The organism is Streptomyces sp. SLBN-118 (assembly GCF_006715635.1).
GTDB lineage: Bacteria > Actinomycetota > Actinomycetes > Streptomycetales > Streptomycetaceae > Streptomyces.
Map to the genome: position 1 here is coordinate 3,228,644 of NZ_VFNP01000002.1, position 23,712 is coordinate 3,252,355.

The window sequence follows — 23,712 nt, forward strand, 5'->3', positions numbered from 1 at the left end:
CAAACGACAGGCCCCAGGGAGACGACATGGGCATCAGGGACCAGTTCGCGGCCAAGGCTCAGCAGCTCGAGGAGCGGGCGCAGCAGGCCGCCCGCAGCGCTCAGGACGAGGCGCCGGAGCGGGCCTCGAAGGCGCGGACGCCCGTCCGGGAGCAGGACAGGTCCGGCGACGAAGCCATGCAGGAAGCGCAGGACAGGTTCGACCTGGACTACGACGCGTGACGAACGCTCCGCGTGAACGTGAACGTGAACGAGGCGCACCCGGGACGCCGGGTGCGCCTTTCGCGTGGGGAGCCGTCGGTTACAGGTCGTAGACCGCCGTCACCGGCGCATGGTCGCTCCAGCGCTCCCCGTGCGTCGCCGCCCGCTCCACCCACGCCTTGACCGCGCGCCGCGCCAGACCCGCCGTCGCGACCTGGTAGTCGATGCGCCATCCACTGTCGTTGTCGAAGGCCCGCCCGCGGTACGACCACCACGAGTAGGGCCCCTCCGCGTCCGGGTGCAGGGCCCGCACCACATCCACGTACTCCTCGAAGACCTTCCCGAGCCACTCCCGCTCCTCGGGCAGGAAGCCCGAGTTCTTCCTGTTGCCCTTCCAGTTCTTGAGGTCCGCCTCGCGGTGCGCGATGTTCCAGTCGCCGCACACCACCACCTCGCGCCCGTCCGCCGCGGACTTCTCCTTGAGTTCGCTCAGATACGGCAGGAACTCGCCCATGAACCGCATCTTCTCGTCCTGCTTGTCCGTGCCCACTTCGCCCGACGGCAGATACAGGCTCGCGACCGTGACACCCGGCAGGTCCGCCTCGACGTACCGCCCGCTCGCGTCGAACTCGTCCGACCCGAAGCCGATCCGTACCCGGTCGGGTTCACGCCGCGTGTAGAGGGAGACGCCCGCACGGCCCTTCGCCAGAGCGGGGGCGTGCACCGTGTGCCAGCCGTCGGGCTCGCGGACCTCGTCCGGGAGCTGGTGCGCCTCGGCCCGTACCTCCTGGAGGCAGATGACGTCGGCGGCGGTTGTGGCCAGCCACGGAACGAAGCCCTTCTTGGCGGCGGCGCGCAGCCCGTTCACATTCACGCTTGTCACGGTGAGCATCCCGGCACCCTACCCAGGCCGCATCCCGGTGCGGCCCACACGTACGCTCGTGGGCATGGATCTGAGACCCATGCCGTTCGACCACCCCGACGCCGTCAAGCTCAATGACCAGGTGCAGCTCGAATACGCCGAGCGGTACAGCGACGACGGCGATGTCACACCGCTCGACGCGTCGATGTTCGAGCCGCCGAACGGTCTCTACCTCCTCGCGTACGACGACGACTCTCACCCCGTCGCGTCCGGCGGCTGGCGTTCGCACGAGGAGAACGACGAGGGCTACAGCGACGGAGACGCCGAGCTCAAGCGCATGTACGTGGTCCGCGAGGCGCGTGGCCAGGGTCTCGCCCGGCGCATCCTCGCCGCTCTGGAGGACGACGCCCGCGCGGCCGGCCGGACCCGGATGGTCCTGGAGACCGGAACGAAGCAGCCCGAGGCGATCGCCCTCTATCTGTCCAGCGGCTATGAGCTGTGTGCGCAGAAATTCGGCCACTACCGCGAGTTCGAGGACAGCCGCTGCTTCGCCAAGCTCTTGTCGCGCCCCTGACATAACCAAGATTCCCGTGGCACTCTGCCTCACGCACGTGCAAGCCGATCCGCACCGCCTCATCCCCCACCCTGCCCGCGCGACACCACGCGCGGGCACGGCAGAAGGAGACATGCGTGAGACGCCATCGCACCGCCGCAGGAATCCTGTTGGCCGCCGGCACCCTGCTCGCCGGCGCACTGTCGGCCACCGCCGCAAGCGCCGCCCCCGCCCCGTCCCCCACCCCTACGGTCTTCAAGCAGCAGCAGACGAAGGGCTTCTGGACCGCTGAACGGATGCGCAGCGCCACTCCGCTCGATGTGCTCCGGGTCTCCCCCGGTTCCGTCAAGGCACCGGGGCCGGGCGGCGCGCAGACGGTCATCGCCCCGACCGCGGCATCCTCAACTGCCGTAGGACCGACGGCCTTTCCGCAGGCGGGCGGCCCCTGGACGGGCAGCGGCGCCGTGGTCAAGACCTCCGGCCGGGTGTTCTTCACCTTCCAGGGACGTACGGCGTCCTGCTCCGGCGACTCGGTCACCAGCCAGAACGGCAGCACGGTGATCACCGCGGGCCACTGCGTGAAGTACCAGGGCAGCTGGCACACCAACTGGGTCTTCGTGCCCGGCTACAACAACGGCCAGGCCCCGTACGGGCAGTGGTCCGCCACCAAGACCTTCTCGACCACCCAGTGGGTGGCGAGTGAGGACATCAACTACGACGTCGGCGCCGCGGTCGTCGCCCCGCTGGGCGGCAAGACGCTCGCCGCGACAGTCGGCGGGCAGGGCCTGAGCTTCAACGGCGGCTACAACAAGCCGATGTACGCCTTCGGCTTCCCCGCGGCCTCTCCGTACGACGGCACCAAGCTCGTCTACTGCAGCGGGAACTCCTCCAAGGACTTCCTCTTCTCGCAGGACCACAGCCTGGGCTGCAATATGACGGGCGGCTCCAGCGGCGGCCCCTGGTTCACCTCGTTCAGCGAGGCCACCGGCACCGGTCTGCAGGCTTCCGTGAACAGCTTCGGCTACATCTTCCTGCCCAACCGGATGTTCGGCCCCTACTTCGGCAATGACGCCAAGTCGGTGTACGACAAGGCGCAGGTGTCCTGAGCCGAGAGCCGGCGGGGGCGCTCAGCTCCCGCCGGTCCTGCCGCCCGCCAGAGCGGCCTCCTCCTCGTGTTCGCCCTCCGCGTCCACATGCGGCAGGATCCGGTCCAGCCACCGCGGCATCCACCACGCCGCGGGCCCGAACAGGGTCATCACCGCCGGGACCAGGAGCAGCCGCACCACGGTCGCGTCGATCAGCACACTCACCGCGAGGCCCAGACCGAGCATCTTCACCACGATGTTGTCACTGACGATGAAGGCGGCGAAGACGCTGACCATGATCAGCGCGGCGCAGGTGATGACCCGCGCGGTGATCTCCAGCGCGTGCGCCACGCTCGCCTTGGAGTCGCCCGTGCGCAGCCACGCCTCACGGACGCGGGTGAGCAGGAAGATCTCGTAGTCCATGCTCAGACCGAAGACGATCGCGAACATCATCATCGGCACATAGCTCTCGATCGGCACGTCGCCGGACACCCCGAGGGCGGGACCTCCCCAGCCCCACTGGAAGACGGCCACCACGACTCCGTACGAGGCCGCGATGGAAAGGACGTTCAGCACGGCCGCCTTGACCGCGACGAGCACTCCGCGGAAGACGATCAGGATGATGATGAAGGCGAGGGCGACCACGGCCAGAATGATCAGGGGCAGCCGCTCGGAGACGATGTCCAGGAAGTCGACCTGCGCGGCCGTCGCACCCGTGACATAGCCCTTCGCGGCGGTGCCCGATACGGCGTCCGGCAGGGTGGTGTCCACCAGCCGGTTCACCAGCTGCGTTGTGTCATTGTCCTGCGGCGCCTGTTTCGAGTACGCGGTCCCGACCAGGACATCGCCGTCCTGGGTCGGCTTCAGCGGAGTGATGACCGCGGCCCCCGGCACATTGGTGAGCGCCTTCTGAGCCTGCGAGGCGAGCGCCGCCCGGTCGGCCGACGGCACCGATGTCTGGTCGATGACAAGGGTCAACGGGCCGTTGGATCCGGGCCCGAAGGCCGCGGACATCAGGTCGAAGGCACGCCGGTCCGTGAAGGACTTCGGGTCCGCACCGTCCCCGATGTGCCCGAGCTGGATGGAGAAGAGCGGAATGGCCAGCACCACCAGGACCACCACCCCGCTGGTCAGGAACCACCACGGGCGGCGCTCGACGCGCTGCGCGTACCGGTGCCAGGTTCCGTGCGCTTCTTCGCCGGGCTCCGCGTCCGTCTCGGCGATCGGCTTGCGCACGTGGTATTTGTCGATCGTCCTGCCGCACAGCCCCAGCATGGCGGGCACCAGGGTGAGGGCGCCCGTGACTGCCGTGACCACGGTGATGGCAGCGGCCACGCCGAGCTTGCCGATGAAACTGAGGCCGGAGACCCAGAGGCCGCACAGGGCGATGATGACCGTGCAGCCGGAGACGAGCACCGCCCGGCCGCTGGTGGCCACCGCCCGGCCGGCCCCGCTCACCGGGTCCGCGCCGTCCATGAGGTTCTGCCGGTGCCGGGTGATCAGGAACAGCGCGTAGTCGATGCCCACACCGAGGCCGATCATGGTGGCCAGCGTCGGCGAGACCGTGGCGAAGGTGAAAGCGGCGGCGATCAGCCCGAGGACGGCGAGTCCGCAGATCACGCTGATCAGCGCGGTCACCAGCGGCAGACCGGCGGCGATCAGACTGCCGAAGCCGATCAGCAGCACCACGATCGCAACCGCGAAACCGATCAGCTCGCTGACTCGGTCGTCCGGCTCGGGACGGGCCAGCTCACCCAGCGAACCGCCGTACTCCACGTCCACTCCGGCGGACCGCAGCGGCTGGACGGCCTGGTCCACCCCGTCGAGATACGAATCCTTCAGGAGGGAGGGCTGCTTGTCGAAAGTGATGGTGACGTACGCGGTCTGGCCGTCCGTTGAGAGCGGACCGATGTTCTGTCCGGACGGCTGCGCCGGTGGCTTGGTTCCGGGGGGAGGCAGCGGATTCTGCACCGAGATCACGTCGGGGAGCTTCTGCAGATTCGCGACCACCGTGGACACCTGTGAGCTGAGGTCGGTGAGCGGCTTGGCGGTGTCGTTCAGCACGATCAGGCTGCTGTAGCCGCCCGCGGACGGCTCGTGCTCCTTCAGTACGTCAAGACCCTTCGTCGACTGCGCGTCGGACAGCGAGAAGTTGTCGGAGTACTCGCCGCCATATGTGCGATGCAGCACCTGAAGACCGGCAAGGGCGACCAGCCAGAGGACGATGACAATCACGAAGTGGTGGGCGCACCATTCACCGAGCCTGCGCAGCAGCCCCTTGCGGGGCACGGGTTCGGACGGACGGGAGGTCTGCGGGGGCGGCTCGACCATCGACATGCGTCTCTCCCGAAGGGATCACGAATCGGACATTCGGCATTAAAAGCCCGGCCGGTCGCAACGGCATACGCAAAACGACGAAGTCCCGCCCGGTCGTGATGACCGGGCGGGACTTCGTCAGTTGTTGTGGACCTGTGGGGATTTGAACCCCAGACCCCCTCGATGCGAACGAGGTGCGCTACCAGACTGCGCCACAGGCCCTTGCAACGAGTGAAACTCTAGCATCCCCGTCGGGGTGCTTGGAAATCCGTTCCCGCACGGCAAACGCGCCGGTCACAGGCTCACTCGTTGGCGGCGCGGGGCCGGTCCTCGTCCGCATACTGATCGAAGAGCGGGGTGCGGCCTCGCTCTCGCGCACGCCGGGGCTGCGGTGTACGCCGACCTGGCGACCGCTCGGCCTCCTCCTCGGGCCGCGCCGGGGTCGGCTCGGCCGTCGAGGAGCGGGCTGCGCTCCAGGTCTCCGGATCGCTGACGTCGACACCGCTCGTGGCCCGCGGGGCCACCGGAGCGGTGACATACGTCGGCAGGGGGACCGGGACCGGCTCCCAGCTGTCGCCGCCGACCGGACCGCGCTCGCGTTGCTGGTCGACCCACTCGGCGTGGTCGGTCTGCTCGACGAGCGCCCGCCGGCCCGCCTCCTGCGGGGAGACCGTGGCAGCGGACGTGGGTTCGAGGCCGGCCTCGGGCTCCTCGTCCGGCTCGGCGGCGGACGCCACCGCGGCCTGGTGGCGGCGCGGACGGTTCTCGCGCAGCCGCTGCGCCGCGGCCTCGGCCCGGCGCCGGTCCATGGTGAACGCGAAGCGGCGCCGCTCCCGGTTGCGCAGATGCACGATGTATGCACTGAGGAGTACGGCCGGGACTGCCGGGGCCCACAGGAAGCCGAGCCCGCCGACCGCCGCGACGACCGCGCCGAGCGTGAAGGCGAGGAAGAGGACGACGGTAGTCCGTCTGCGGCGGGCCAGCACCCTGGTGCGGCGGGCGCGCTCGGCCGCGGATCCGTTCACCCGCGAACGCCGTGCCGCCGGGGCGGGGGCCGGGACCTTGGCCGACTGCTCGGACGCCTTGCGGGACGCCGGGACGTCCAGCCGGGCTTCGGTGCGGGCCGGCGGCGCGGCGAAGGCCCGGACGTCCACGGAACTCAAGCGGTCCGTGGCGGCATCCGGGTCCACGTCGGGAACGGCCTGCTCCGCGTCGCGCTCCCGCAGCTCCCTGGCATACCGGCGCTCCATCGCCCCGCGTCCGGACAGCAGCCGGATGGCGGTGGAGAAGCGTTCCGTCGGACGGGCTTCGTTGAGCTCGTCCTGCCTGCGGAGCCACATCGGCACCAAGTAGGCGGCCCAGGCCCCGACAATGACTGCGTAGATGAGGCCGCTGCTGCTCACGCATCACACCGTAGAGGGGTTTGCGCAAGGGCATCCGCCAATTGGCCCGGTGTGTCGCACGATCTGGCTGATATCACGGACTTTTTTTGTGATTGTTCGGATCGCATCATGGTCGACGGCGATCAATTTCGAACGTTTATTTTATTCCCCGGGGCCTTCCAGGTCGTGCCCGGTGCCAGCGGCGGAGCAGTCCTTCGGGCACCTCGTCGGCCGTCAGCGCGAACACCAGATGGTCGCGCCACGCACCGTCGATGTGGAGATACTGCGGGCGCAGGCCCTCTTCGCGGAATCCGAGTTTCTCCACCACCCGCCGGCTGGGGCCGTTCTCGGGCCGAATGCAGACTTCGATGCGGTGCAGTCCCACCGAACGGAAACAGTGGTCGACGGCGAGCGCGACAGCGGTCGGCATCACCCCGCGGCCGGCCACGTCCCGGTCCACCCAGTAGCCGACATGGCCCGAGCACATCGAGCCCCAGGTGATCCCTGCGACCGTCAACTGGCCCACCAGAATGCCCTGGTACTCGATGACGAAGGGCAGCATCCGCCCCGCGTTGGCCTCGGCGCGCAGATGACGGACCATCTGCCGGTAGGTGGGGCGCTGGGCGTGCGGGCCGCCGGGGGCAGGCGGCGGAATGGTCGCTTCCCAGGGCCTGAGCCAGTCGCGGTTGCGGCGGTTGACCTCGCGCCAGTTCCGCTGGTCACGCAGCCTTATCGGGCGGAGGACCACATCGCCGTCCGCCAGGATCACCGGCCAGGAGGGGGCGTTCAGCTTGAGCTCCCGGCAGGTCTTGGGTGGTCGCCGCCGCGGATCTGGTCGACGGCGTGGATCAGCAGCGGCTCCAGTACGGCCATTCCGTCCCGCACACCGCCGGTCGAGCCGGGCAGGTTGACGATCAGGGTGTGGCCGGCGACGCCGGCGAGCCCTCGGGACAGCGCGGCTGTGGGCACCTTCTCGCGGCCGTACGCACGGATCGCCTCGGGGATGCCCGGGATCTCGTGGTCGAGGACGCGGCGGGTGACCTCGGGGGTCTTGTCGGTCGGCGAGATGCCGGTGCCGCCAGTGGTGAGGATGACGTCGTACTCGGCGGCCACCCCCTCCCGCAGGGCCTGCTCGACCGGGTCGCCGTCCGGGACGACCCGGGGGCCGTCGACCGCGAAGCCCAGGTTCGTCAGCCCCTCGGCGAGGACCGGGCCGCCCTTGTCCTCGTACACACCGGCCGCGGCGCGGTTGGAGGCGGTGACGACCAGGGCCCGCCGGACCGCCCCCGCGTCCGGGCCGTGGCTGTGGCTGTAGACCTCTCCGGCGCGCGGGCTCACGACCGGCTCCAGTCGCCGGACTTGCCGCCCGTCTTCTCCTCGACGCGGACATCGGTGATCACCGCGGCCTTGTCGACGGCCTTGACCATGTCGATGACCGTCAGCGCGGCGACCGAGACCGCCGTCAGGGCCTCCATCTCGACACCCGTACGGTCGGTCGTCTTCACCGTGGCGGTGATCTCGACCGCGTCGTCGGCGACCGACAGATCCAGCTTCACCCCGGAGACGGACAGCGGATGGCACAGCGGAATCAGATCGGGGGTGCGCTTGGCGCCCATGATGCCCGCGATCCGGGCCGTGGCCAGGGCATCTCCCTTGGGAACGCCCTCCCCCCGCAGCAGCTCCACCACCTGGGGTGAGACCAGAACCCGGCCACTGGCGCGGGCGGTGCGTGCGGTGACGTCCTTTCCGGAGACGTCGACCATACGGGCCGCCCCCGCCTCGTCGATGTGCGTCAGCCTGCCTTGCGTACTCATCTGGTGCGGCGCTCCCGGTCAGGGCCCTGCGGGGCCTGTGTGGGCAGACACGGTACCGCCACCGTAAGCAGGTCAGCCGATGAGGACCACTTCCACATCCGCGCCGGGCTCCACCGAAGTGTCCGTCTCCGGGACGACGATCAGGCAGTCGGCATGGGCGAGTGCCGCGATGAGGTGGGAGCCGGAACCGCCCACCGGGGACACGGTGCCCGAACCGGCGTCGTACGTGCCCCGCAGGAACTGCCGCTTGCCGTCCGGCGAGGTGAGCGCCTTATCGGTCTTCAGTACGGCACGAGCCTTCGGGCGCTGCACGTCCTTGAGCCCCATCAACGCCCGGATCGCGGGTCGTACGAACAGCTCGAAGGAGACGTACGAGGAGACGGGATTGCCCGGCAGCGCCAGCAGCGGAGTGTGCTCGGGGCCGATCGAGCCGAAGCCCTGGGGCTTGCCGGGCTGCATGGCGAGCTTGCGGAAGTCGATGCCACTGCCCGGCACGTCCTCGTCGCCCACCGAGGAGAGGGCTTCCTTCACCACGTCGTACGCGCCGACGCTCACGCCGCCCGTGGTGACCAGCAGATCGGCGCGGATCAGCTGGTCCTCGATGGTGGCGCGCAGCGTCTCGGCGTCGTCGGTGACCGCGCCGACCCGGTAGGAGAGAGCGCCCGCGTCGCGAGCGGCGGCGCACAAGGCGTAGCTGTTCGAGTCGTAGATCTGGCCCTCGCCCAACGCCTCACCCGGCTGGACCAGTTCGCTGCCGGTGGAGAGCACGACCACGCGCGGGCGGGGCCGCACGCGCACCGTGCCGCGGCCGATCGCGGCGAGCAGGCCGATCTGCGGCGGCCCCAGGACCGTGCCCGCCTCCAGGGCCATGTCGCCGGCCTGGACATCGCTGCCGCGCGAGCGGACATGGGCACCGGCCTCGGCCGGACGGTGGACACGGACCTCGCCGCTCGCGCCCTCGGGGGTCTGGCCCGCCGGGCGCATCGTGGTGGCCGCTCCCCCGCCCGTACCGCCGTCGGTCCACTCGACCGGGACGACCGCCTCCGCGCCGGGCGGCAGCGGGGCGCCGGTCATGATCCGCGCGGCCTCGCCGGGCCCGACGGTGGGCAGTGGACCGCTGCCCGCCGCCACATCGCCGATGACCGTGAGGACCGCGGGGAACTCCTCGCTCGCGCCCGCGACATCGGCGGTGCGGACCGCGTAGCCGTCCATGGAGCTGTTGTCGAAGGGCGGCAGCGCGACCGGCACGGTGATGTCCTCCACCAGGACGCAGCCCTGGGCGTCCGGCAGCTGAAGCTCGATCGGGTCGAGTGGCCGGATCGCGCCGAGGATGTCCTCCAGGTGGTCGTCCACCGACCAGATCGTGCTGCTCACGGTGCTACATCTCCTCGGTCACATACCTGCGAAGCCAGGTCCGGAACTCCGGGCCCAGGTCTTCACGTTCGCACGCGAGTCTGACAATCGCGCGCAGGTAGTCGCCGCGATCGCCGGTGTCGTAACGGCGACCCTTGAAGATCACGCCGTGGACCGGCCCGCCGACCTTCTCGTCCTCGACGAGCTTCTCCAGGGCGTCGGTGAGCTGGATCTCGTTGCCGCGGCCCGGCTCGGTCTCCCGGAGTATGCCGAAGACTGCGGGGGTGAGGACGTAGCGGCCGATGATGGCGAGGTTGCTCGGCGCCTCGGAGGGGGCGGGCTTCTCGACCAGCTTGGTGACCTTGACGACGTCGCCCTCGGCGGTCGGCTCGACGGCCGCGCAGCCGTACTGGTGGATCTGCGCGGGGTCGACCTCCATCAGCGCGATGACGCTGCCGCCCTCACGCTCCTGGATCTCGACCATGCGGGCGAGCAGCGGGTCGCGCGGGTCGATCAGGTCGTCGCCGAGGAGCACCGCGAAGGGCTGGTCCCCGATGTGCGGCGCCGCGCACAGGACGGCGTGGCCGAGGCCGCGCGGATCGCCCTGGCGAACATAGTGCATGGTGGCGAGGTCGCTCGACTCCTGGACCTTGGCGAGCCGGCCGGCGTCGCCCTTGCTCTTGAGCGCCTCCTCCAGCTCGTAATTGCGGTCGAAGTGGTCCTCGAGCGGGCGCTTGTTGCGACCCGTGATCATGAGCACGTCGGAAAGGCCGGCCGAGACCGCCTCCTCGACGACGTACTGGATCGCGGGCTTGTCGACGACAGGCAGCATCTCTTTGGGAGTGGCCTTCGTGGCAGGAAGGAACCGGGTGCCGAGGCCTGCGGCTGGGATGACAGCCTTGCTGATCCTGGGGTGCGACTGAGTCATGAGGATCACCCTATCCGGTGACTATGGGCCGAAGATGAGCCTCCGGTTAACTTCCTTCTCATAAAGGCATATACGAGAGGTTTGTGAAGTACCGATGAGCGGTGACTTGTCCGGAAAGAGTGCGGTACGGCGTGAACTCCTGGACGCCCGGGGCCTTCTGCCCAGCAAGGACGTCGAGTGGGCCGCCGCGGTTCTCGCGCGACTGGCCCTGGGTCTCCCGGAATTGACCGAAGCACACACCGTCGCCGCATATGTCTCCGTCGGGCGCGAGCCCGGCACGCGCACGCTGCTCGACGCGCTTCGCGCCCGGGGCGTACGCGTCCTGCTCCCGGTCCTCAGGGCGGACAACGATCTGGACTGGGGAGTGTACGAGGGCGCGGACCATCTGGTGCGCGCGAAGCGCGGACTGCTGGAGCCGGACGGGGAGCGGCTCGGCGTGGACGCCGTCCTCGACGCGGATGCGGTGCTCCTCCCCGGGCTCGCGGTGGACGCCCGCGGCATGCGGCTCGGCCGCGGCGGCGGCTCGTACGACCGGGTCCTCGCCCGCCTCTCGGCGGCCGGCGCGGACCCGGCGCTGGTGGTGCTGCTGTACGCGAACGAGGTGGTCGCGCGGGTCCCGGAGGAGCCGCACGACCACCCCGTGCACGCGGTGGTCACACCCGAGGCCGTCATCCGCTTCAGGGACCCCGGCCAGTGAGGGCCAGTGAGGGCTAGGGAGGGCTAGGGAGTGAGCTTGAGGGTGTCGACGGTCTTGTTCTCGACCGCTTGCTTGCCGTATGCCCAGTCGAGCAGCTCACCGTCCGCCCACTTGTCGGTCTGGTCGGTGTAGTGCGCGCTGTACGCGTGCCCGGACGCTCCGGTCAGATTGATCCAGCGGGACTTGTCCCAGTCGCCGACGTTGACGACCATCCGCATCGAGGGCACCCAGATCACGCTGTAGCCGCCCGCCGCGTTCCAGCCGGTGGCGTTGACCGCCGCCTCGCCGCCGCCCAGGTTCCACGGGCCGCGGTTCAGCACGAACTGCAGGAAGCCGGGACCCTCGGTGCCGAGCGTCTGGTTCTTCAGCGTCAGCTGGTGCAGCCTGCCCCAGCTCCAGCTGGTGGCGTCCTTGCCGAGCTTCGCGGTCAGCTCCCAGCGGGCGTCCTCCATGGCCCGGGCCAGCAGCTGGTCGCGGGTGACGGTGGCGGCATCCGTACGGCTGGCCGGGGAGTGCCACCACTCGTTCTTCTCGTCGTTGAGGATCCTGCGTACGACCTCGGACCAGCGGTCGCCGCCGTCCGGCTGCGCCGAATCCGTGTCGCGCTGGCCGCACTCGCGCACCCGCTTGCTGAGCTCGTCGTCCGGCGCCGTGCTGTCGGCGGGACGGACATTGAGGCACTCGTCCTCGACCCGCAGCTCCTTCGGCAGCTTGTTGCCGAAGGCGAGCTTGAGGACATTGCGCCAGACAGCGTTGAAGTAGGCGGCGGCACCGGAGTCCGGCTCCTGGGTGTAGCGCCAGCCCTCCAGCAGCTTCTGCGCCTCACGGACATACGGGTCCGAGATGTCGATCTTCAGCAGTATGGGAGTCAGCAGCTTGGCGATCTCGCTGCTGTTGTCCATCTGCATGGTGCGCATGTCTTCGGTCGAGATCTTCCCGCCGCCCCGGATCTTCAACTCGATGAGGTCGTTGATCCGCTGGCTGCGGGTGCCGTAGCCGTAGTCCTTGGTGATCAGGTACGGATACTTCTTGGCGTCGATCACCGCCTGGTTGGCGGTGGCGATGTAGCCGCGCTTGGGGTTCAGCTCGTACGGCAGCTCATCGAAGGGGATGTAGCCCTTCCACCTGTACTTGGGGTTCCAGCCGGGCGCGGGCGTCGTGCCGTCACCCTCCGCGCGGACAGGGATCGTGCCGGGTGCCTGGTAGCCGATATTGCCCTTGGCGTCGGCGTAGACGAGGTTCTGCGAGGGGACCTCGAAGTTCTTGGCCGCCGCGCGGAAGGCGGCGAAGTCCTTGGCGCGGTCGAGCGCGAAGACCGCGTCCATGGACTTGCCGGCCTGCAGCGCGGTCCACTGCAGCGCCACCCCGTAACCGGCACCGCGGTCCGGGGCGAAGGAGACGGGGGCCTTCTGGCCGACCTTCTCCAGCTCGTCGCTGCGGTCGGAGACCAGCGGGCCGTGCCCGGTCGAGCGGACCGTGATCTTCCTGTCGGAGCCGCCCGCGACCTTGATGACCTCCTCGCGGGTGGTCAGCTGCCGCTCCTCGCGGCCCACCTGGTAGCGGTCGCCACTGAGCTTTTCCAGGTAGAGGTCGGTGACGTCCGCGCCGAGGTTGGTGAAGCCCCAGGCGATGTCCTGGTTGTGACCGATGATCACGCCGGGCATGCCGGAGAAGGTGTAACCGGCGACGTCGTACTGGCAGGAGGCCGAGACGCTGCGGCAGTGCAGGCCCATCTGGTACCAGAGGGAGGGCAGCTGAGGCGCGAGATGCGGGTCGTTGGCCAGCATCGGCTTGTTGGTCGTCGTGTACCGGCCCGAGACGACCCAGGAGTTGGAGCCGATGCCGTTGCCGCTGGGACCCAGCAGGGCCGGGATCGCGTCCAGGGTCTTGGAGAGGGCGGCCAGCTGGGAGTTGAGGCCCTGCGCGGCGCCCCGCGCACTGTTGCCGCCATTGCCGGAAATGTCCGTGGATGTGGAGCCCGGGTCGAATTTGCCGGTGGCGGCGCTGATTCCGCCGCCGCCGACAATCGGCTTGTTCCTGTCGTACGGATAGGGCGGATACAGGTCCTTGATCTGCTTCTCGCTGAGCCTGCTGGTCAGCAGCGAGCGGTCGATCTCCTCCTGCATGTTGCCGCGCAGGTCCCAGGCCATCGCCTTGAGCCAGGCCACCGAGTCGACGGGGGTCCACTTCTCGGGCTTGTAGTCGTTCTCGAACTCGAGCGCGGCGTACTCGACGGAAAGCTCCCTGCCCTCGCGGCCCTTGAGATAGGCGTTGACGCCGTCCGCGTACGCCTGGAGGTACTTCTTGGTGTCCGGCGAGAGCTTGGTGTCGTACTCCTGCTGGGCCACCCGGCGCCAGCCGAGCGTACGCAGGAACGAATCGGTCTCGACCTGGCCGGAGCCGAACATCTCGGAGAGCCGGCCGGCCGTCATATGACGGCGTACGTCCATCTCCCAGAAGCGGTCCTGCGCCTGGACGAACCCCTGGGCGCGGAACAGGTCTTCGTCGCTGTCCGCGTAGATCTGCGGGATTCCGTAGTCGTCGCGCTTGACCTCGACCTGGCCCTTGAGGCCTTCGAGCTTGATGGTCCCCGTGGTCTGCGGGAACGAGGCGCGCACCGTGCTGATGCTCCACCACGTGCCGTATCCGACACCCGCGACGAGCGCCAGCACCAGGACGATCACGAGCAGGCGGGCGCGTCGCCCCTTCTTCTTCTTGGGGGAAGAGGCGGTTGTGTTGGCGGGCATCGCTGTCCTTCGAGGCGCAGGCTGGTCCTGGAGTGCTGGAGCAACCATAGGCGCAGCGTCCGGCGGGACCGGACGCGGTATCCGAAAGGGAGCACCCGGTCCCCGAACAAATGATCTCCCGAGTAAAGGAAACGTTAAAGATTAGGTAAGGTAACGAAGTGTCGCCCGCCGGTGGAACGATCCGGCGTGTACGCGCGAGGGGAAGGATCGGCCACTGACTGTCCACCAGCTCAACGAGCTCCTGCTCATCTGCTCGCTCGTCCTGCTCATCGCCGTAGCGGCGGTACGCATCTCCTCACGCAGCGGGCTCCCCAGCCTGCTCCTGTATCTCGGGATAGGGATTGCGATAGGCCAGGACGGCATCTTCGACGTCAAGTTCGACGACGCCCGACTGACGCAGGTGATCGGCTATGCCGCGCTTGTGGTGATCCTGGCCGAAGGTGGCCTGGGCACCAAGTGGAAGGAGATCAGACCCGCGTTGCCGGAGGCGGTCGTGCTGTCGACCGTCGGCGTCGCGGTGAGCGTGGGCGTCACGGCCACGGGAGCGCACTACCTGGTCGGGCTCGAGTGGCGGCAGGCGCTCATCATCGGTGCGGTCGTGTCATCGACGGATGCCGCTGCGGTGTTCTCCGTACTGCGCAGGGTGCCGCTGCCATCCAGGGTGACCGGTGTGCTGGAGGCCGAGTCCGGCTTCAACGACGCCCCTGTGGTGATCCTGGTGTTGGCCTTCTCCACGGCCGGACCGGTCGACGAGTGGTACAGCCTCGTCGGCGAGATCACGCTGGAGCTGGCGATCGGCGCGAGCATCGGACTCGCCGCGGGCTGGCTGGGCGCCTTCGGGCTGCGGCATGTGGCGCTCCCCGCGTCGGGCCTCTACCCGATCGCCGTGATGGCGATCGCGGTGGTGGCGTACGCCGCCGGCGCCATGGCCCACGGCAGTGGCTTCCTCGCCGTATACCTCGCCTCCATGGTGCTCGGGAACTCACGGCTGCCGCACGCGCCCGCCAACCGCGGCTTCGCCGAGGGCCTCGGCTGGATTGCCCAGATCGGCATGTTCGTCCTGCTCGGCCTGCTGGTGACCCCTCACGAGCTGACTGACGACTTCTGGACCGCGGTGGTCGTGGGCCTGGTCCTGACCATGGTGGCGCGGCCGATGTCGGTCTTCCTCAGCCTGGTGCCCTTCCCCGTTTCATGGCGGGAGCAGGTACTGATGTCCTGGGCGGGGCTGCGCGGAGCCGTGCCGATTATTCTCGCGACCATCCCGACTGTGGCCGGGATCAGTGGCAGCGACCGGATCTTCAACATCGTCTTCGTCCTGGTCGTCGTCTACACCCTGGTCCAGGGGCCGACGCTGCCGTGGCTGGCGAAGGCCCTGCACCTCGGCCGCCCCTCCGACGCCTCCGACCTGGGCATCGAGTCCGCGCCCCTGGAGCGGCTGCGCGGGCATCTGCTCTCGGTGGCGATCCCGGACGAATCGAAGATGCACGGCGTGGAGGTCGCGGAGCTGCGGCTGCCCGCCGGGGCGGCGGTCACCCTGGTCGTACGCGACGGGAAGAGCTTCGTACCACTGCCGTCCACCGTGCTCAGGCGGGGCGACGAGCTGCTGGTGGTGGCGACCGATCCGGTGCGGGACGCGGCCGAGCGGCGGCTGCGGGCGGTCGGACAGGGCGGAAAGCTGGCCGACTGGCTGGGGACGGGCGGAAACGCCGAAGGAAGATCCGGTTAATCGCAGGCGGTCCTCTGAGAATGTGAGCCATTTCCCAGGAACGATCCAGAGATCCCCTGTACGATGAAGGCACACTGATCGACCAACTCTGCCTGACGCAGAGCTGGCGCGACCGTATGGCGGCCGCGGAGCCCTCGTAGCGCCCCGGTATCTACCGCAGTTCAGCGCAAGAGGACAGCTCTCGGCGGCTCGGGTGCGTCTCGTACCACAAGTACGACGCGTACTTCAGGAGCGCTACCAGGCGGCAGAAAGGCACGGACCGTGGCATCCACGGTCAAGAACCGTCCTGGATACGGGCAGCTTCTGCGCACCCCCGGCGCCTGGACCTTCCTGCTCCCCGGCTTTCTGGCACGCCAGCCGTTCGCGATGCTGACCATCGGCATCGTCCTGCTGGTGCAGCACACCACCGACTCGTACGGCAGCGCCGGCGCGGTGGCGGCCGTCACCGGGGTCTCCATGGCACTGTTCGCACCGCAGAGCGGCAAGCTCGCGGACCGGTTCGGGCAGCGCGCGGTCCTGGTGCCCGGTGTCCTGCTGCACACCACGTCCGTCTCCGCGCTCACCGCGCTCGCCCTGTCGGGCGCTCCCCTGTGGGCATTGTTCGCGGCAGCCGTCCCGACCGGTGCCTCAGTACCCCAGATCGGCCCGATGGTGCGGGCCCGCTGGGCCGCCAGGCTTGGTGGGGGTACCTCCCAGGCCGAAGGCTCTGGGGGAGGCTCGCCGCTGATGACGACCGCGGCCGCCTTCGAGTCCGTGACGGACGAGTTCACCTTCGTCGTCGGACCGGTGCTGGCGACCGCGCTCAGCACGGGTGTGCACCCGGCCGGCGGACTGATCGCGGAGGCGACGCTGACGCTCGCCGGCGGCCTCTTCTTCGCGGCCCAGAGCCGTACGCAGCCCCAGCCGAGCCGGGCCGTCGGCCACGCGCGCGTGGAGCACGCATCGGCCCTCTCCATCCCCGGCGTACGCGTCCTGATCGTGGCCTTCCTCGGCATCGGCTCGGTCTTCGGCGGAATGCAGGTCTCGCTGACCGCCTTCTCAGAGGAGATCGGCAACCCCGGGGCCAACGGCCTGCTCTACGGGATCTTCGCGGCCGGCAACATGCTCGCGGGCATCGCGTGCGGCGCGATCGCCTGGAAGAGCGGACCGCGGCGCCGGATGGTGCTCGGTTACGCCGGGCTGACGCTGGCCGCCTCCGCGCTGTGGGCCGTGCACTCCGTGGCGCTGCTGGCCGGGCTCGGGCTGCTGGTGGGCCTCTGCATCGCTCCGGCCCTGATCGGCGGCTACACACTGGTCGAGTCACTGGTGCCCTCATCGGCCCGAACGGAGGCCTTCACCTGGCTGACCGGCGCCGTCGCGCTCGGTCAGGCGGCGGCCGTGACGGTGGCCGGACGGCTGGCCGACGGATACGGCGCGAGCGCCGGATTCGTGGTCCCGCTGGTGGGCAGCGCACTGGCTCTGGTCACCCTCCTGGTCCTTCGCTCGCGGCTCTCGCCGAGGGCTTCCGGGCGGATCGCGGCGCGTGGGATGGGTCACCGAGTGCCCGTGGCGGTGGACTGATCCAGCGGAATACGTCACTATGGACCGTCGTTAGCACTCATTGAGTGAGAGTGCCAGGAGGAAGACAAGTGCCGACCTACCAGTACCAGTGCACCGAATGCGGCGAGGGCCTCGAGGCGGTGCAGAAGTTCACCGATGATGCCCTGACCGTGTGCCCGACCTGCGACGGACGCCTGAAGAAGGTGTTCTCGGCGGTCGGCATTGTCTTCAAGGGCTCCGGCTTCTACCGCAACGACAGCCGTGGCTCGTCGTCGAGCAGCTCGCCCGCGTCGTCGACGCCGTCCACGGGTGCGAAGTCCTCCGACGCGAAGCCCGCGGCTTCGACGTCGACGAACGGCTCCGGCCCCTCCTCGGGCTCCGCCTCCTCCTCGTCGAGCACCAGCGGCAGCTCCGCCGCCTGACCCAAGCTCTCCCAGGATCCTGCCGTTGTGTACGGCGGGGTCCTTGGCGTGTGCGGCGGCGCTCGGCGGCGTCCGCGGGCGGCATCCCGCGCGTTTTCGCGTACGGATAATGTGGCGGCCATGGCGACCAACGCGAGCGAACTCTCCGGCATCCCTTCGGCGGAGATTGGTGTCATTGGCGGCTCGGGGTTCTACTCCTTCCTGGAGGATGTGACGGAGGTCCAGGTGGACACTCCGTACGGCAGCCCGAGCGACTCCTTGTTCTTCGGCGAGATCGCGGGGCTGAAGGTCGTTTTCTTGCCCCGTCACGGACGCGGCCACCATCTGCCGCCGAACCGCATCAACTACCGCGCCAACCTGTGGGCCCTGCGCTCGGTCGGCGTACGACAGGTGCTCGGGCCCTGCGCGGTCGGCGGACTGCGGCCGGAGTACGGGCCGGGGACGCTGCTCGTACCGGATCAGTTCGTGGACCGTACGCAGGCGCGCGTGCAGACCTTCTACGACGGCTACCCGCTGCCGGACGGCTCCGTGCCCAACGTGGTGCATGTGTCGACGGCCGACCCGTACTGCCCCGAGGGGCGCAAGGCCGCGCTCGCCGCGGCGCGCGGTCAGGACTGGGAGCCGGTGGACGGCGGGGCGCTGGTGGTGGTCGAGGGGCCGCGCTTCTCCACCCGGGCCGAGTCGGTGTGGTACCGGTCGATGGGCTGGTCGGTGGTCGGCATGACCGGGCACCCGGAGGCGGTGCTCGCCCGTGAGCTGGCGCTCTGCTACACGTCGATAACCCTGGTGACGGACCTGGACGCGGGGGCCGAGTCGGGCGAGGGCGTCACCCACGGGGACGTGCTGAAGGTCTTCGCCGCCAACGTGGAGCGGCTTCGGGCGGTGCTGTTCGACGCGGTGGCGGGGCTGCCGGTGGACGGGGAGCGGAACTGTCCGTGCATGCGGGCGCTGGACGGCCTCGATCCGGGGATCCAGCTGCCGTAAGCGCGCGGGGGTGAGGGAGTTGTCCACAGCGTCGGCGTCGTCCACAGGCTTCTGCGGGATGCGGGCGGACGGTGGATCGTGTGGAGCGGTCGGTCCAACTCCCTTCTCACGGCAGGCGGTGTGTCATGTCTTTCCTTCCTCCCGCGTCCTCTTCGCCCCTCCCTCTGCCCTCGGCCCCGGAACCTGTCGGTGTGCCGCCTTTCGCACCGCTGCGGGTGCGCGGTGGGGCTCACCGGCTGCGGCGGGCCATGCGGCGGCGACGGCGCGCGCTGGCGGCCGGGCTCGCCATGACGGCGGCGGCACTTGCCGCTTCGGGCGCGCGTGGTGCGGACGCTCCGGGGCCGGACAGTCCGGTGGCCGGCGCGCCGACGGCCGCTCATCGTGAACGACGGCCCGCCGCCGAGATGGTGTCGGCTCCGGTGCGTATCGCCGATGCCGCGACGGTGCGGCTCCTGCGCCCGGGAGACCGGGTCGATGTGATCGCTGCCGCCAACTCCCCTGCGGGGGAGGCCGCTGAGGCACGGGTGGTGGCATCGGGGGCCCGGGTGACCGGCGTTCCGCGGGCGACGGGTGCCGCCGGGGACGGCGGCGCGCTGGTGGTGCTGACCGTTCCGCGCGCCACGGCGGCCGCGCTGGCGGGCGCGAGCGCGACATCGAGGCTGGCGGTGACGGTGTGCTGACCCGTTGAACTGTGCGGTCAGGCTGTGCCGTAGGTTGCGGAACGGTTGGCTCCATGACGTGCACCTGCGAAGAAAGGCTCAGCGGTGAGCGAGAAGAAGGTCAGTGTCCTGGAGGGCTTCAAAGCCTTCCTGATGCGCGGCAATGTGATCGACCTGGCCGTCGCCGTCGTCATCGGCGCGGCGTTCACGCAGATCGTGAATTCCCTGGTGAAGGGCGTCATCAATCCGGTGGTCGGAGCGTTCGGCACCCAGGAGCTGAATGCGTACAGCTCCTGCCTGAAGGGCACCTGCAAGGAGGTGAACGGCGAGGTCCAGGGCATCAAGATCCTTTGGGGCTCGGTGCTCAGCGCCACGCTGACCTTCGTGATCACAGCAGCCGTCGTTTACTTCCTGATGGTGCTGCCCATGTCGAAGTATCTGGCCAGGCGGGCCGCCCGTGACGCGGCCAGGGAAGGCGCGAAGGAAGTGGTCGAGCTGACCGAGCTCGAGGTTCTCAAGGAGATCCGGGACGCCGTGGTGGCCCAGCGGGGCTCGGGGAACGACCAGCGGTAGCGAAGGCTGCTCAGATGTGGTGGGGCGGCTTCTCGTCGAGGAAACGCGCCAGGTCGGCGGGACTGTCGCCGCCCGCGGCGGGCCGCTCGCCCCACCCGCGGTCCGTATCGTCCGAGGACTGCTGGTCCAGCGGATCGTCAAAGATCAGTTGCGGTCGTGGGGACTGCTGCCGCGGCTGCTCCGCATCACGCGGTCCGGGGGCGGGGGCGGTGCTCATACGTCCAGGGTACGGCGGCGCTCGCCCACGCGGTGCCGCCCGGCCCTCCTCGGTTCCACGCGCGTCTGCGGTGTGCGCTCGCTCGCCCTCTGCTGTGCTGGGCGCATGACGCAACCGCCCTTCGCAGACCAGCCGGCGACGCCGTCGGACCCGTCGAGGCCCGTGCGGCCGCTCGTCGCCCGGCGGCGTGACGAGGAGCACCGGGCAGCCACTCCTCTTGAGCTGTTCTTCGATCTCTGTTTCGTCGTCGCGATCGCCCAGGCCGGTGCGCAGCTGGTGCACGCCCTCGCCGAGGACCACGTGGGGGACGGCGTTCTCAGTTACCTGACGGTGTTCTTCGCCATCTGGTGGGCGTGGATGAACTTCACCTGGTTCGCGTCGGCGTACGACAACGACGACGCCCTCTACCGTGTGGTCACCCTCGTCCAGATCGCCGGAGTCCTGATCCTCGCCGCCGGAGTCACCCGCGCCTTCGAGGACCATGACTTCCTCGTCGTGTGGCTGGGCTACGTCGTGATGCGCATTGCGCTGACCTCGCAGTGGCTCAGGGCGGCGCGAGACGCGTCAGGCGCCGAGCGGACCATGGCCCTGCGGTACGCGGGAGGCGTGATCCTCTGCCAGTTCGGCTGGAGCGCCGTGGTGTTCGCGCCCGAGTCGGCCCGGGGCTGGATCTTCCTGGTGATGGTGATCGCCGAGATGTGCGTACCGGCGTACGCCGAGAGGGACTTCCACACCAATTGGCACCCGCGCCATATCGCCGAGCGCTATGGCCTGTTCACCATCATCGTGCTCGGCGAGACGATCGCCGCGGCCACCGTGGCCGTGAAGTCCGGCCTCGACGAGAACGACGCGCTGGGCGATCTGCTGCCGATCGCCGCGGGCGGGCTCCTCATCGTCTTTGCCGCCTGGTGGATCTACTTCGTCGTTCCGGCCCACGACCGTCTCGCATCCAGCAAGGAGGGATTCCTGTGGGGTTACGGTCACTACGGGATCTTCGCGTCGGCGGCGGCGATCGGCGCGGGCATCGAGGTGGCGGTGGAGCAGGCAGTGGGCTCGGCGCACATCTCCACCACCGCCGCCTCGGCTGCCGTGACCGTCCCGTCCGCCCTGTTCATGGTGCTCGTGTGGGCCCTGCACGCGCGTTACTTCAAGGTGGGCATCGCCCAGCAGCTGATCCTTCCCGTCACCGGGGCGGTGATCCTCGCCTGTACGTTCGCGGGTGAGTTCTCGGTCCTGGCCGCCGGGCTCGTTTCGGCCGCGGCGGTCGCGGTGGGCGTCACGCTCACCGCCCGGTCGGCGGACAGGGCATGACGGACGCGACGGGCAGCTGCGTCCGGGACCGTCGGCGATGACCCGGGCGTCGCGCCAAGTCCCGTGGTACGCATGGGACTCATGGCAGCACATGACACACCGGCGGACGGCCGGACAGGCGCCCCGGAGCACGGCCGGAGAGACAGCCCGGAGGATGGTCCGCCGAAGGGCCCGGCGGGCGGACTGACCGACGTGGCCGGACTCCGCGTCGGCCACGCGCGCGTGCCCGGCCAGCGCGCACTCAGCGGCACCACCGTCGTCCTCGCCCCCGCCGGCGGCGCGATCGCCGCCGTGGATGTACGGGGCGGCGGCCCCGGCACCCGTGAGACCGACGCCCTCGACCCGCGCAATCTTGTCCAGCGCGTCGAGGCGGTCGTCCTGACCGGCGGCAGCGCGTACGGCCTCGAATCCGCCGCCGGTGTGATGGCGTGGCTGGAGGAGCAGGGCCGCGGCGTCCCCGTCGGCCCCGACCCTTCACAGGTGGTGCCGGTCGTCCCCGCCGCCTGCGTTTTCGACCTGGGACGCGGCGGTGACTGGCGGGCCAGGCCGGATGCCGCGACGGGACGGGCCGCTGTCGAGGCGGCAGCCCGTACGGACGAGGGCGCGCCGGTCGAGGAGGGCGGCGTCGGCGCGGGCACCGGTGCCGTGGTCGGGCAGTTCAAGGGCGGAGTCGGCACGGCGAGCGCGGTCCTGGACTCCGGGATCACCGTGGCCGCGCTGGTCGTGGCCAACGCCGCGGGCTCGGCGGTCGATCCGCTGACGGGTGCGCTGTACGGGTCGTACTTCGCGGGCCGCGTCGACTACCCGTCCCCCGATGTGCACGCGGCGGCCCAGCTCCGCCTCACGGAGGCACGCGAGCAGAACGCCCCTCCCCCGCTCAACACGACCCTCGCCGTGGTCGCCACCGACGCCGCCCTCACCCGCGCGCAGGCGCAGAAGCTTGCGGGCACGGCACACGACGGCATCGCGCGCGCCGTTCGCCCGGTCCATCTCCTCAACGACGGGGACACGGTCTTCGCCCTCGCGACCGGCGCCGCAGCGCTCGACGAGGCCAGTCCGCTCGCCCTCAACGAGGTACTGGCCGCGGGCGCCGACGTGGTGACCCGGGCGATCGTCCGCGCGGTCCTCACGGCCCGGGGTGTGGCGGGTCCGGGCGGAGTCTTCCCCTCGTACCGGGACCTGTACGACATCGACTGACGTAGAGGACAACCAAGTTGCTCAAAAGCAGGGGAACTTCGCCCAGTTCCCCTTCGTTTTCCTGAATCCCGGACGCGTTGTCAGACCCAGGGACTACGTTTAGCAACCACCAAGTGACTTGCGGCGACGGCCTGGAGACCCATCTTGAACGATCCGTACGAGACAACCGAGACGCACCTCGAGCGACTCCTGGGGCGGGCGCTCAACTCGTTCGACCTGCCCGACTCGACGGTCGAACGGCTCGATTCGGTGCTGGCGCACGCCAGTTCGCTGCACTCCTCTCATCACAGCGCCGCGCTGCACCGCGCGACCTACCGGCACGCCTATCTCCTCAGCGACGGCAGTTCCCTCGTTCTGTGGGAGCTGGTGCACAACACCGGACGCGACGGCTCCGAGCAGCACGAGCTGTACACAGAGGAGTCGGAGGCCCGTCTCGCCGCCTCCCGGCTGCCCGCCGGTTTCCCGGGCTTCGCCGGGCACGGGAGCGGCCACGCGGGCGGCGCGGACGCGGGGCTCGACGGGGATCTGGACGCCGACTGGGAGCTCCTGTCCAGCCTGATGGCGCCGCCCGCGACCCCGCTCCCGAGGATGTACGTCCCCGAGGACTCCGCGGACCACGCTCGCCGCGTGCTGCGCCGCGCGGAGAACGCGGACCGGCCGGGCCAGGAGACCGCGAACCTGCTGCGGGCCGCGTTCGCCCACCACATCACACAGGTCTTCGGCCGCCAGTGCCAGGTCGCGGGCAAGGACGCGGGCTTCACGCTCTACGAGCACGCGTTCTTGCTGCTCGACGGCACCGAGACGAGCCTGTGGGAGGTGGAGCACACTGCGACGCCGGACGGCCGCCACATGTGCGAGGTCTACAACGCGGAGCGCACCGCCCGCGAAGCGATGGAGCTGCGCGCGGGGGTTCGCTGACCTCGCCGCGATCCGGCGCCGGGTTCACGCGCGTACGACGCCTGTTCCCGCGGCCTCGATTTCCCCGGCGTCCTCGGCGCCGAGCCCGCTGTCACACGCCGGACGAGCCCGGCCCGGTCCAGCGTCTTGCGGTCGCGCCGGATAACGGCGAGGCCCGGCCCGGGGCGTATCCACGCCTCCGGGGCCGGGCCCCGTATCCGAGTACTGAGTACCGAGTACCAGAGCTTCC

The 23,712-nt window shown here is 69.7% G+C and carries 23 protein-coding genes and 1 tRNA gene; 13 read left to right on the plus strand and 11 right to left on the minus strand.

Annotation, left to right across the window (positions count from 1 at the left end; genetic code table 11):
* The first annotated feature begins 26 nt into the window (after nt 1-26).
* Nucleotides 27-221 carry a hypothetical protein gene (locus FBY35_RS33105; protein WP_142217601.1) on the plus strand — a complete coding sequence of 65 codons (195 nt, stop codon included), beginning with the start codon at nt 27-29 and terminating at the stop codon, nt 219-221.
* Nucleotides 222-300: 79 nt separating this feature from the next.
* Here FBY35_RS33105 and FBY35_RS33110 read toward each other — a convergent pair whose 3' ends face one another.
* Entirely contained in the window at nt 301-1,092 is a 792-nt protein-coding gene (locus FBY35_RS33110; protein WP_142217602.1) for an exodeoxyribonuclease III, read from the minus strand.
* A gap of 55 nt (nt 1,093-1,147) precedes the next feature.
* Between FBY35_RS33110 and FBY35_RS33115 the strand changes: the two genes are divergently transcribed.
* Together FBY35_RS33115 and FBY35_RS33120 are read left to right on the plus strand one after the other, a co-directional pair.
* Nucleotides 1,148-1,636, plus strand: coding sequence for a GNAT family N-acetyltransferase (locus FBY35_RS33115; RefSeq protein WP_142217603.1), 489 nt, complete (start codon nt 1,148-1,150; stop codon nt 1,634-1,636).
* 116 nt (nt 1,637-1,752) lie between these two features.
* Nucleotides 1,753-2,721, plus strand: coding sequence for a serine protease (locus FBY35_RS33120; RefSeq protein ID WP_142217604.1), 969 nt, complete (start codon nt 1,753-1,755; stop codon nt 2,719-2,721).
* Nucleotides 2,722-2,742: 21 nt separating this feature from the next.
* Here the strand turns inward: FBY35_RS33120 and FBY35_RS33125 are convergent, their stop codons facing one another.
* The 8 genes from FBY35_RS33125 to galU all read right to left on the minus strand — a co-directional run bounded on the left by FBY35_RS33125 (nt 2,743) and on the right by galU (nt 10,493).
* Entirely contained in the window at nt 2,743-5,037 is a 2,295-nt protein-coding gene (locus tag FBY35_RS33125) for an MMPL family transporter (RefSeq protein ID WP_142217605.1), read from the minus strand.
* 127 nt (nt 5,038-5,164) lie between these two features.
* A tRNA-Ala gene (locus FBY35_RS33130) sits at nt 5,165-5,238 on the minus strand.
* 80 nt (nt 5,239-5,318) lie between these two features.
* Nucleotides 5,319-6,419 carry a gephyrin-like molybdotransferase receptor GlpR gene (glpR, locus tag FBY35_RS33135; RefSeq protein WP_142217606.1) on the minus strand — a complete coding sequence of 367 codons (1,101 nt, stop codon included), beginning with the start codon at nt 6,417-6,419 and terminating at the stop codon, nt 5,319-5,321.
* 136 nt (nt 6,420-6,555) lie between these two features.
* Nucleotides 6,556-7,167, minus strand: a complete 612-nt coding sequence (locus tag FBY35_RS33140) for a GNAT family N-acetyltransferase (RefSeq protein ID WP_142217607.1) — start codon at nt 7,165-7,167, stop codon at nt 6,556-6,558.
* Nucleotides 7,168-7,184: 17 nt separating this feature from the next.
* The gene (locus tag FBY35_RS33145) at nt 7,185-7,667 is read right to left on the minus strand and encodes a molybdenum cofactor biosynthesis protein B (protein WP_260848979.1); all 483 of its coding nucleotides are present in this window, start codon (nt 7,665-7,667) and stop codon (nt 7,185-7,187) included.
* Nucleotides 7,668-7,732: 65 nt separating this feature from the next.
* Nucleotides 7,733-8,212, minus strand: a complete 480-nt coding sequence (gene moaC / locus FBY35_RS33150; RefSeq protein WP_142217609.1) for a cyclic pyranopterin monophosphate synthase MoaC — start codon at nt 8,210-8,212, stop codon at nt 7,733-7,735.
* Nucleotides 8,213-8,284: 72 nt separating this feature from the next.
* Nucleotides 8,285-9,586: a gephyrin-like molybdotransferase Glp gene (glp, locus tag FBY35_RS33155; RefSeq protein ID WP_142217610.1), complete on the minus strand. Its 1,302-nt coding sequence runs from the start codon at nt 9,584-9,586 to the stop codon at nt 8,285-8,287.
* A 4-nt stretch (nt 9,587-9,590) separates the two neighbouring features.
* On the minus strand, nt 9,591-10,493 hold the full coding sequence (gene galU / locus FBY35_RS33160) for a UTP--glucose-1-phosphate uridylyltransferase GalU (RefSeq protein ID WP_142217611.1): 903 nt from the start codon (nt 10,491-10,493) through the stop codon (nt 9,591-9,593).
* A 94-nt stretch (nt 10,494-10,587) separates the two neighbouring features.
* On the opposite strand from galU, the gene FBY35_RS33165 reads away from it, so the two are divergent.
* On the plus strand, nt 10,588-11,190 hold the full coding sequence (locus FBY35_RS33165) for a 5-formyltetrahydrofolate cyclo-ligase (RefSeq protein ID WP_142217612.1): 603 nt from the start codon (nt 10,588-10,590) through the stop codon (nt 11,188-11,190).
* 23 nt (nt 11,191-11,213) lie between these two features.
* Here the strand turns inward: FBY35_RS33165 and FBY35_RS33170 are convergent, their stop codons facing one another.
* Nucleotides 11,214-13,937 (minus strand): penicillin acylase family protein, encoded by a 2,724-nt coding sequence (locus FBY35_RS33170; RefSeq protein WP_142217613.1) that lies wholly within the window; start codon nt 13,935-13,937, stop codon nt 11,214-11,216.
* Between the two features lie 214 nt (nt 13,938-14,151).
* Here FBY35_RS33170 and FBY35_RS33175 point away from each other — a divergent pair, with 214 nt between their 5' ends.
* The 6 genes from FBY35_RS33175 (at nt 14,152) to mscL (ending at nt 19,840) form a co-directional block, all read left to right on the plus strand.
* Nucleotides 14,152-15,663 (plus strand): potassium/proton antiporter, encoded by a 1,512-nt coding sequence (locus tag FBY35_RS33175; RefSeq protein ID WP_142217614.1) that lies wholly within the window; start codon nt 14,152-14,154, stop codon nt 15,661-15,663.
* Nucleotides 15,664-15,924: 261 nt separating this feature from the next.
* Nucleotides 15,925-17,223, plus strand: coding sequence for an MFS transporter (locus FBY35_RS33185; RefSeq protein WP_142217615.1), 1,299 nt, complete (start codon nt 15,925-15,927; stop codon nt 17,221-17,223).
* A 68-nt stretch (nt 17,224-17,291) separates the two neighbouring features.
* Complete coding sequence (locus FBY35_RS33190) at nt 17,292-17,624, plus strand: FmdB family zinc ribbon protein (RefSeq protein WP_142217616.1); 333 nt, start codon at nt 17,292-17,294, stop codon at nt 17,622-17,624.
* A gap of 120 nt (nt 17,625-17,744) precedes the next feature.
* The gene (locus FBY35_RS33195; protein WP_142217617.1) at nt 17,745-18,608 is read left to right on the plus strand and encodes an S-methyl-5'-thioadenosine phosphorylase; all 864 of its coding nucleotides are present in this window, start codon (nt 17,745-17,747) and stop codon (nt 18,606-18,608) included.
* 191 nt (nt 18,609-18,799) lie between these two features.
* Nucleotides 18,800-19,288 carry a hypothetical protein gene (locus tag FBY35_RS33200; protein ID WP_399209296.1) on the plus strand — a complete coding sequence of 163 codons (489 nt, stop codon included), beginning with the start codon at nt 18,800-18,802 and terminating at the stop codon, nt 19,286-19,288.
* An 84-nt stretch (nt 19,289-19,372) separates the two neighbouring features.
* Entirely contained in the window at nt 19,373-19,840 is a 468-nt protein-coding gene (gene mscL, locus FBY35_RS33205; RefSeq protein WP_142217619.1) for a large conductance mechanosensitive channel protein MscL, read from the plus strand.
* A gap of 10 nt (nt 19,841-19,850) precedes the next feature.
* Here mscL and FBY35_RS33210 read toward each other — a convergent pair whose 3' ends face one another.
* On the minus strand, nt 19,851-20,057 hold the full coding sequence (locus tag FBY35_RS33210; protein WP_142217620.1) for a hypothetical protein: 207 nt from the start codon (nt 20,055-20,057) through the stop codon (nt 19,851-19,853).
* A gap of 105 nt (nt 20,058-20,162) precedes the next feature.
* Between FBY35_RS33210 and FBY35_RS33215 the strand changes: the two genes are divergently transcribed.
* The 3 genes from FBY35_RS33215 to FBY35_RS33225 all read left to right on the plus strand — a co-directional run bounded on the left by FBY35_RS33215 (nt 20,163) and on the right by FBY35_RS33225 (nt 23,483).
* Nucleotides 20,163-21,368 (plus strand): low temperature requirement protein A, encoded by a 1,206-nt coding sequence (locus FBY35_RS33215; protein ID WP_142217621.1) that lies wholly within the window; start codon nt 20,163-20,165, stop codon nt 21,366-21,368.
* Between the two features lie 81 nt (nt 21,369-21,449).
* Entirely contained in the window at nt 21,450-22,565 is a 1,116-nt protein-coding gene (locus tag FBY35_RS33220) for a P1 family peptidase (protein ID WP_142217622.1), read from the plus strand.
* A gap of 144 nt (nt 22,566-22,709) precedes the next feature.
* A complete protein-coding gene (locus FBY35_RS33225; RefSeq protein ID WP_142217623.1) occupies nt 22,710-23,483 on the plus strand; it encodes a DUF6227 family protein in 774 nt (257 codons plus the stop codon).
* The last annotated feature ends 229 nt before the right edge of the window (nt 23,484-23,712 follow it).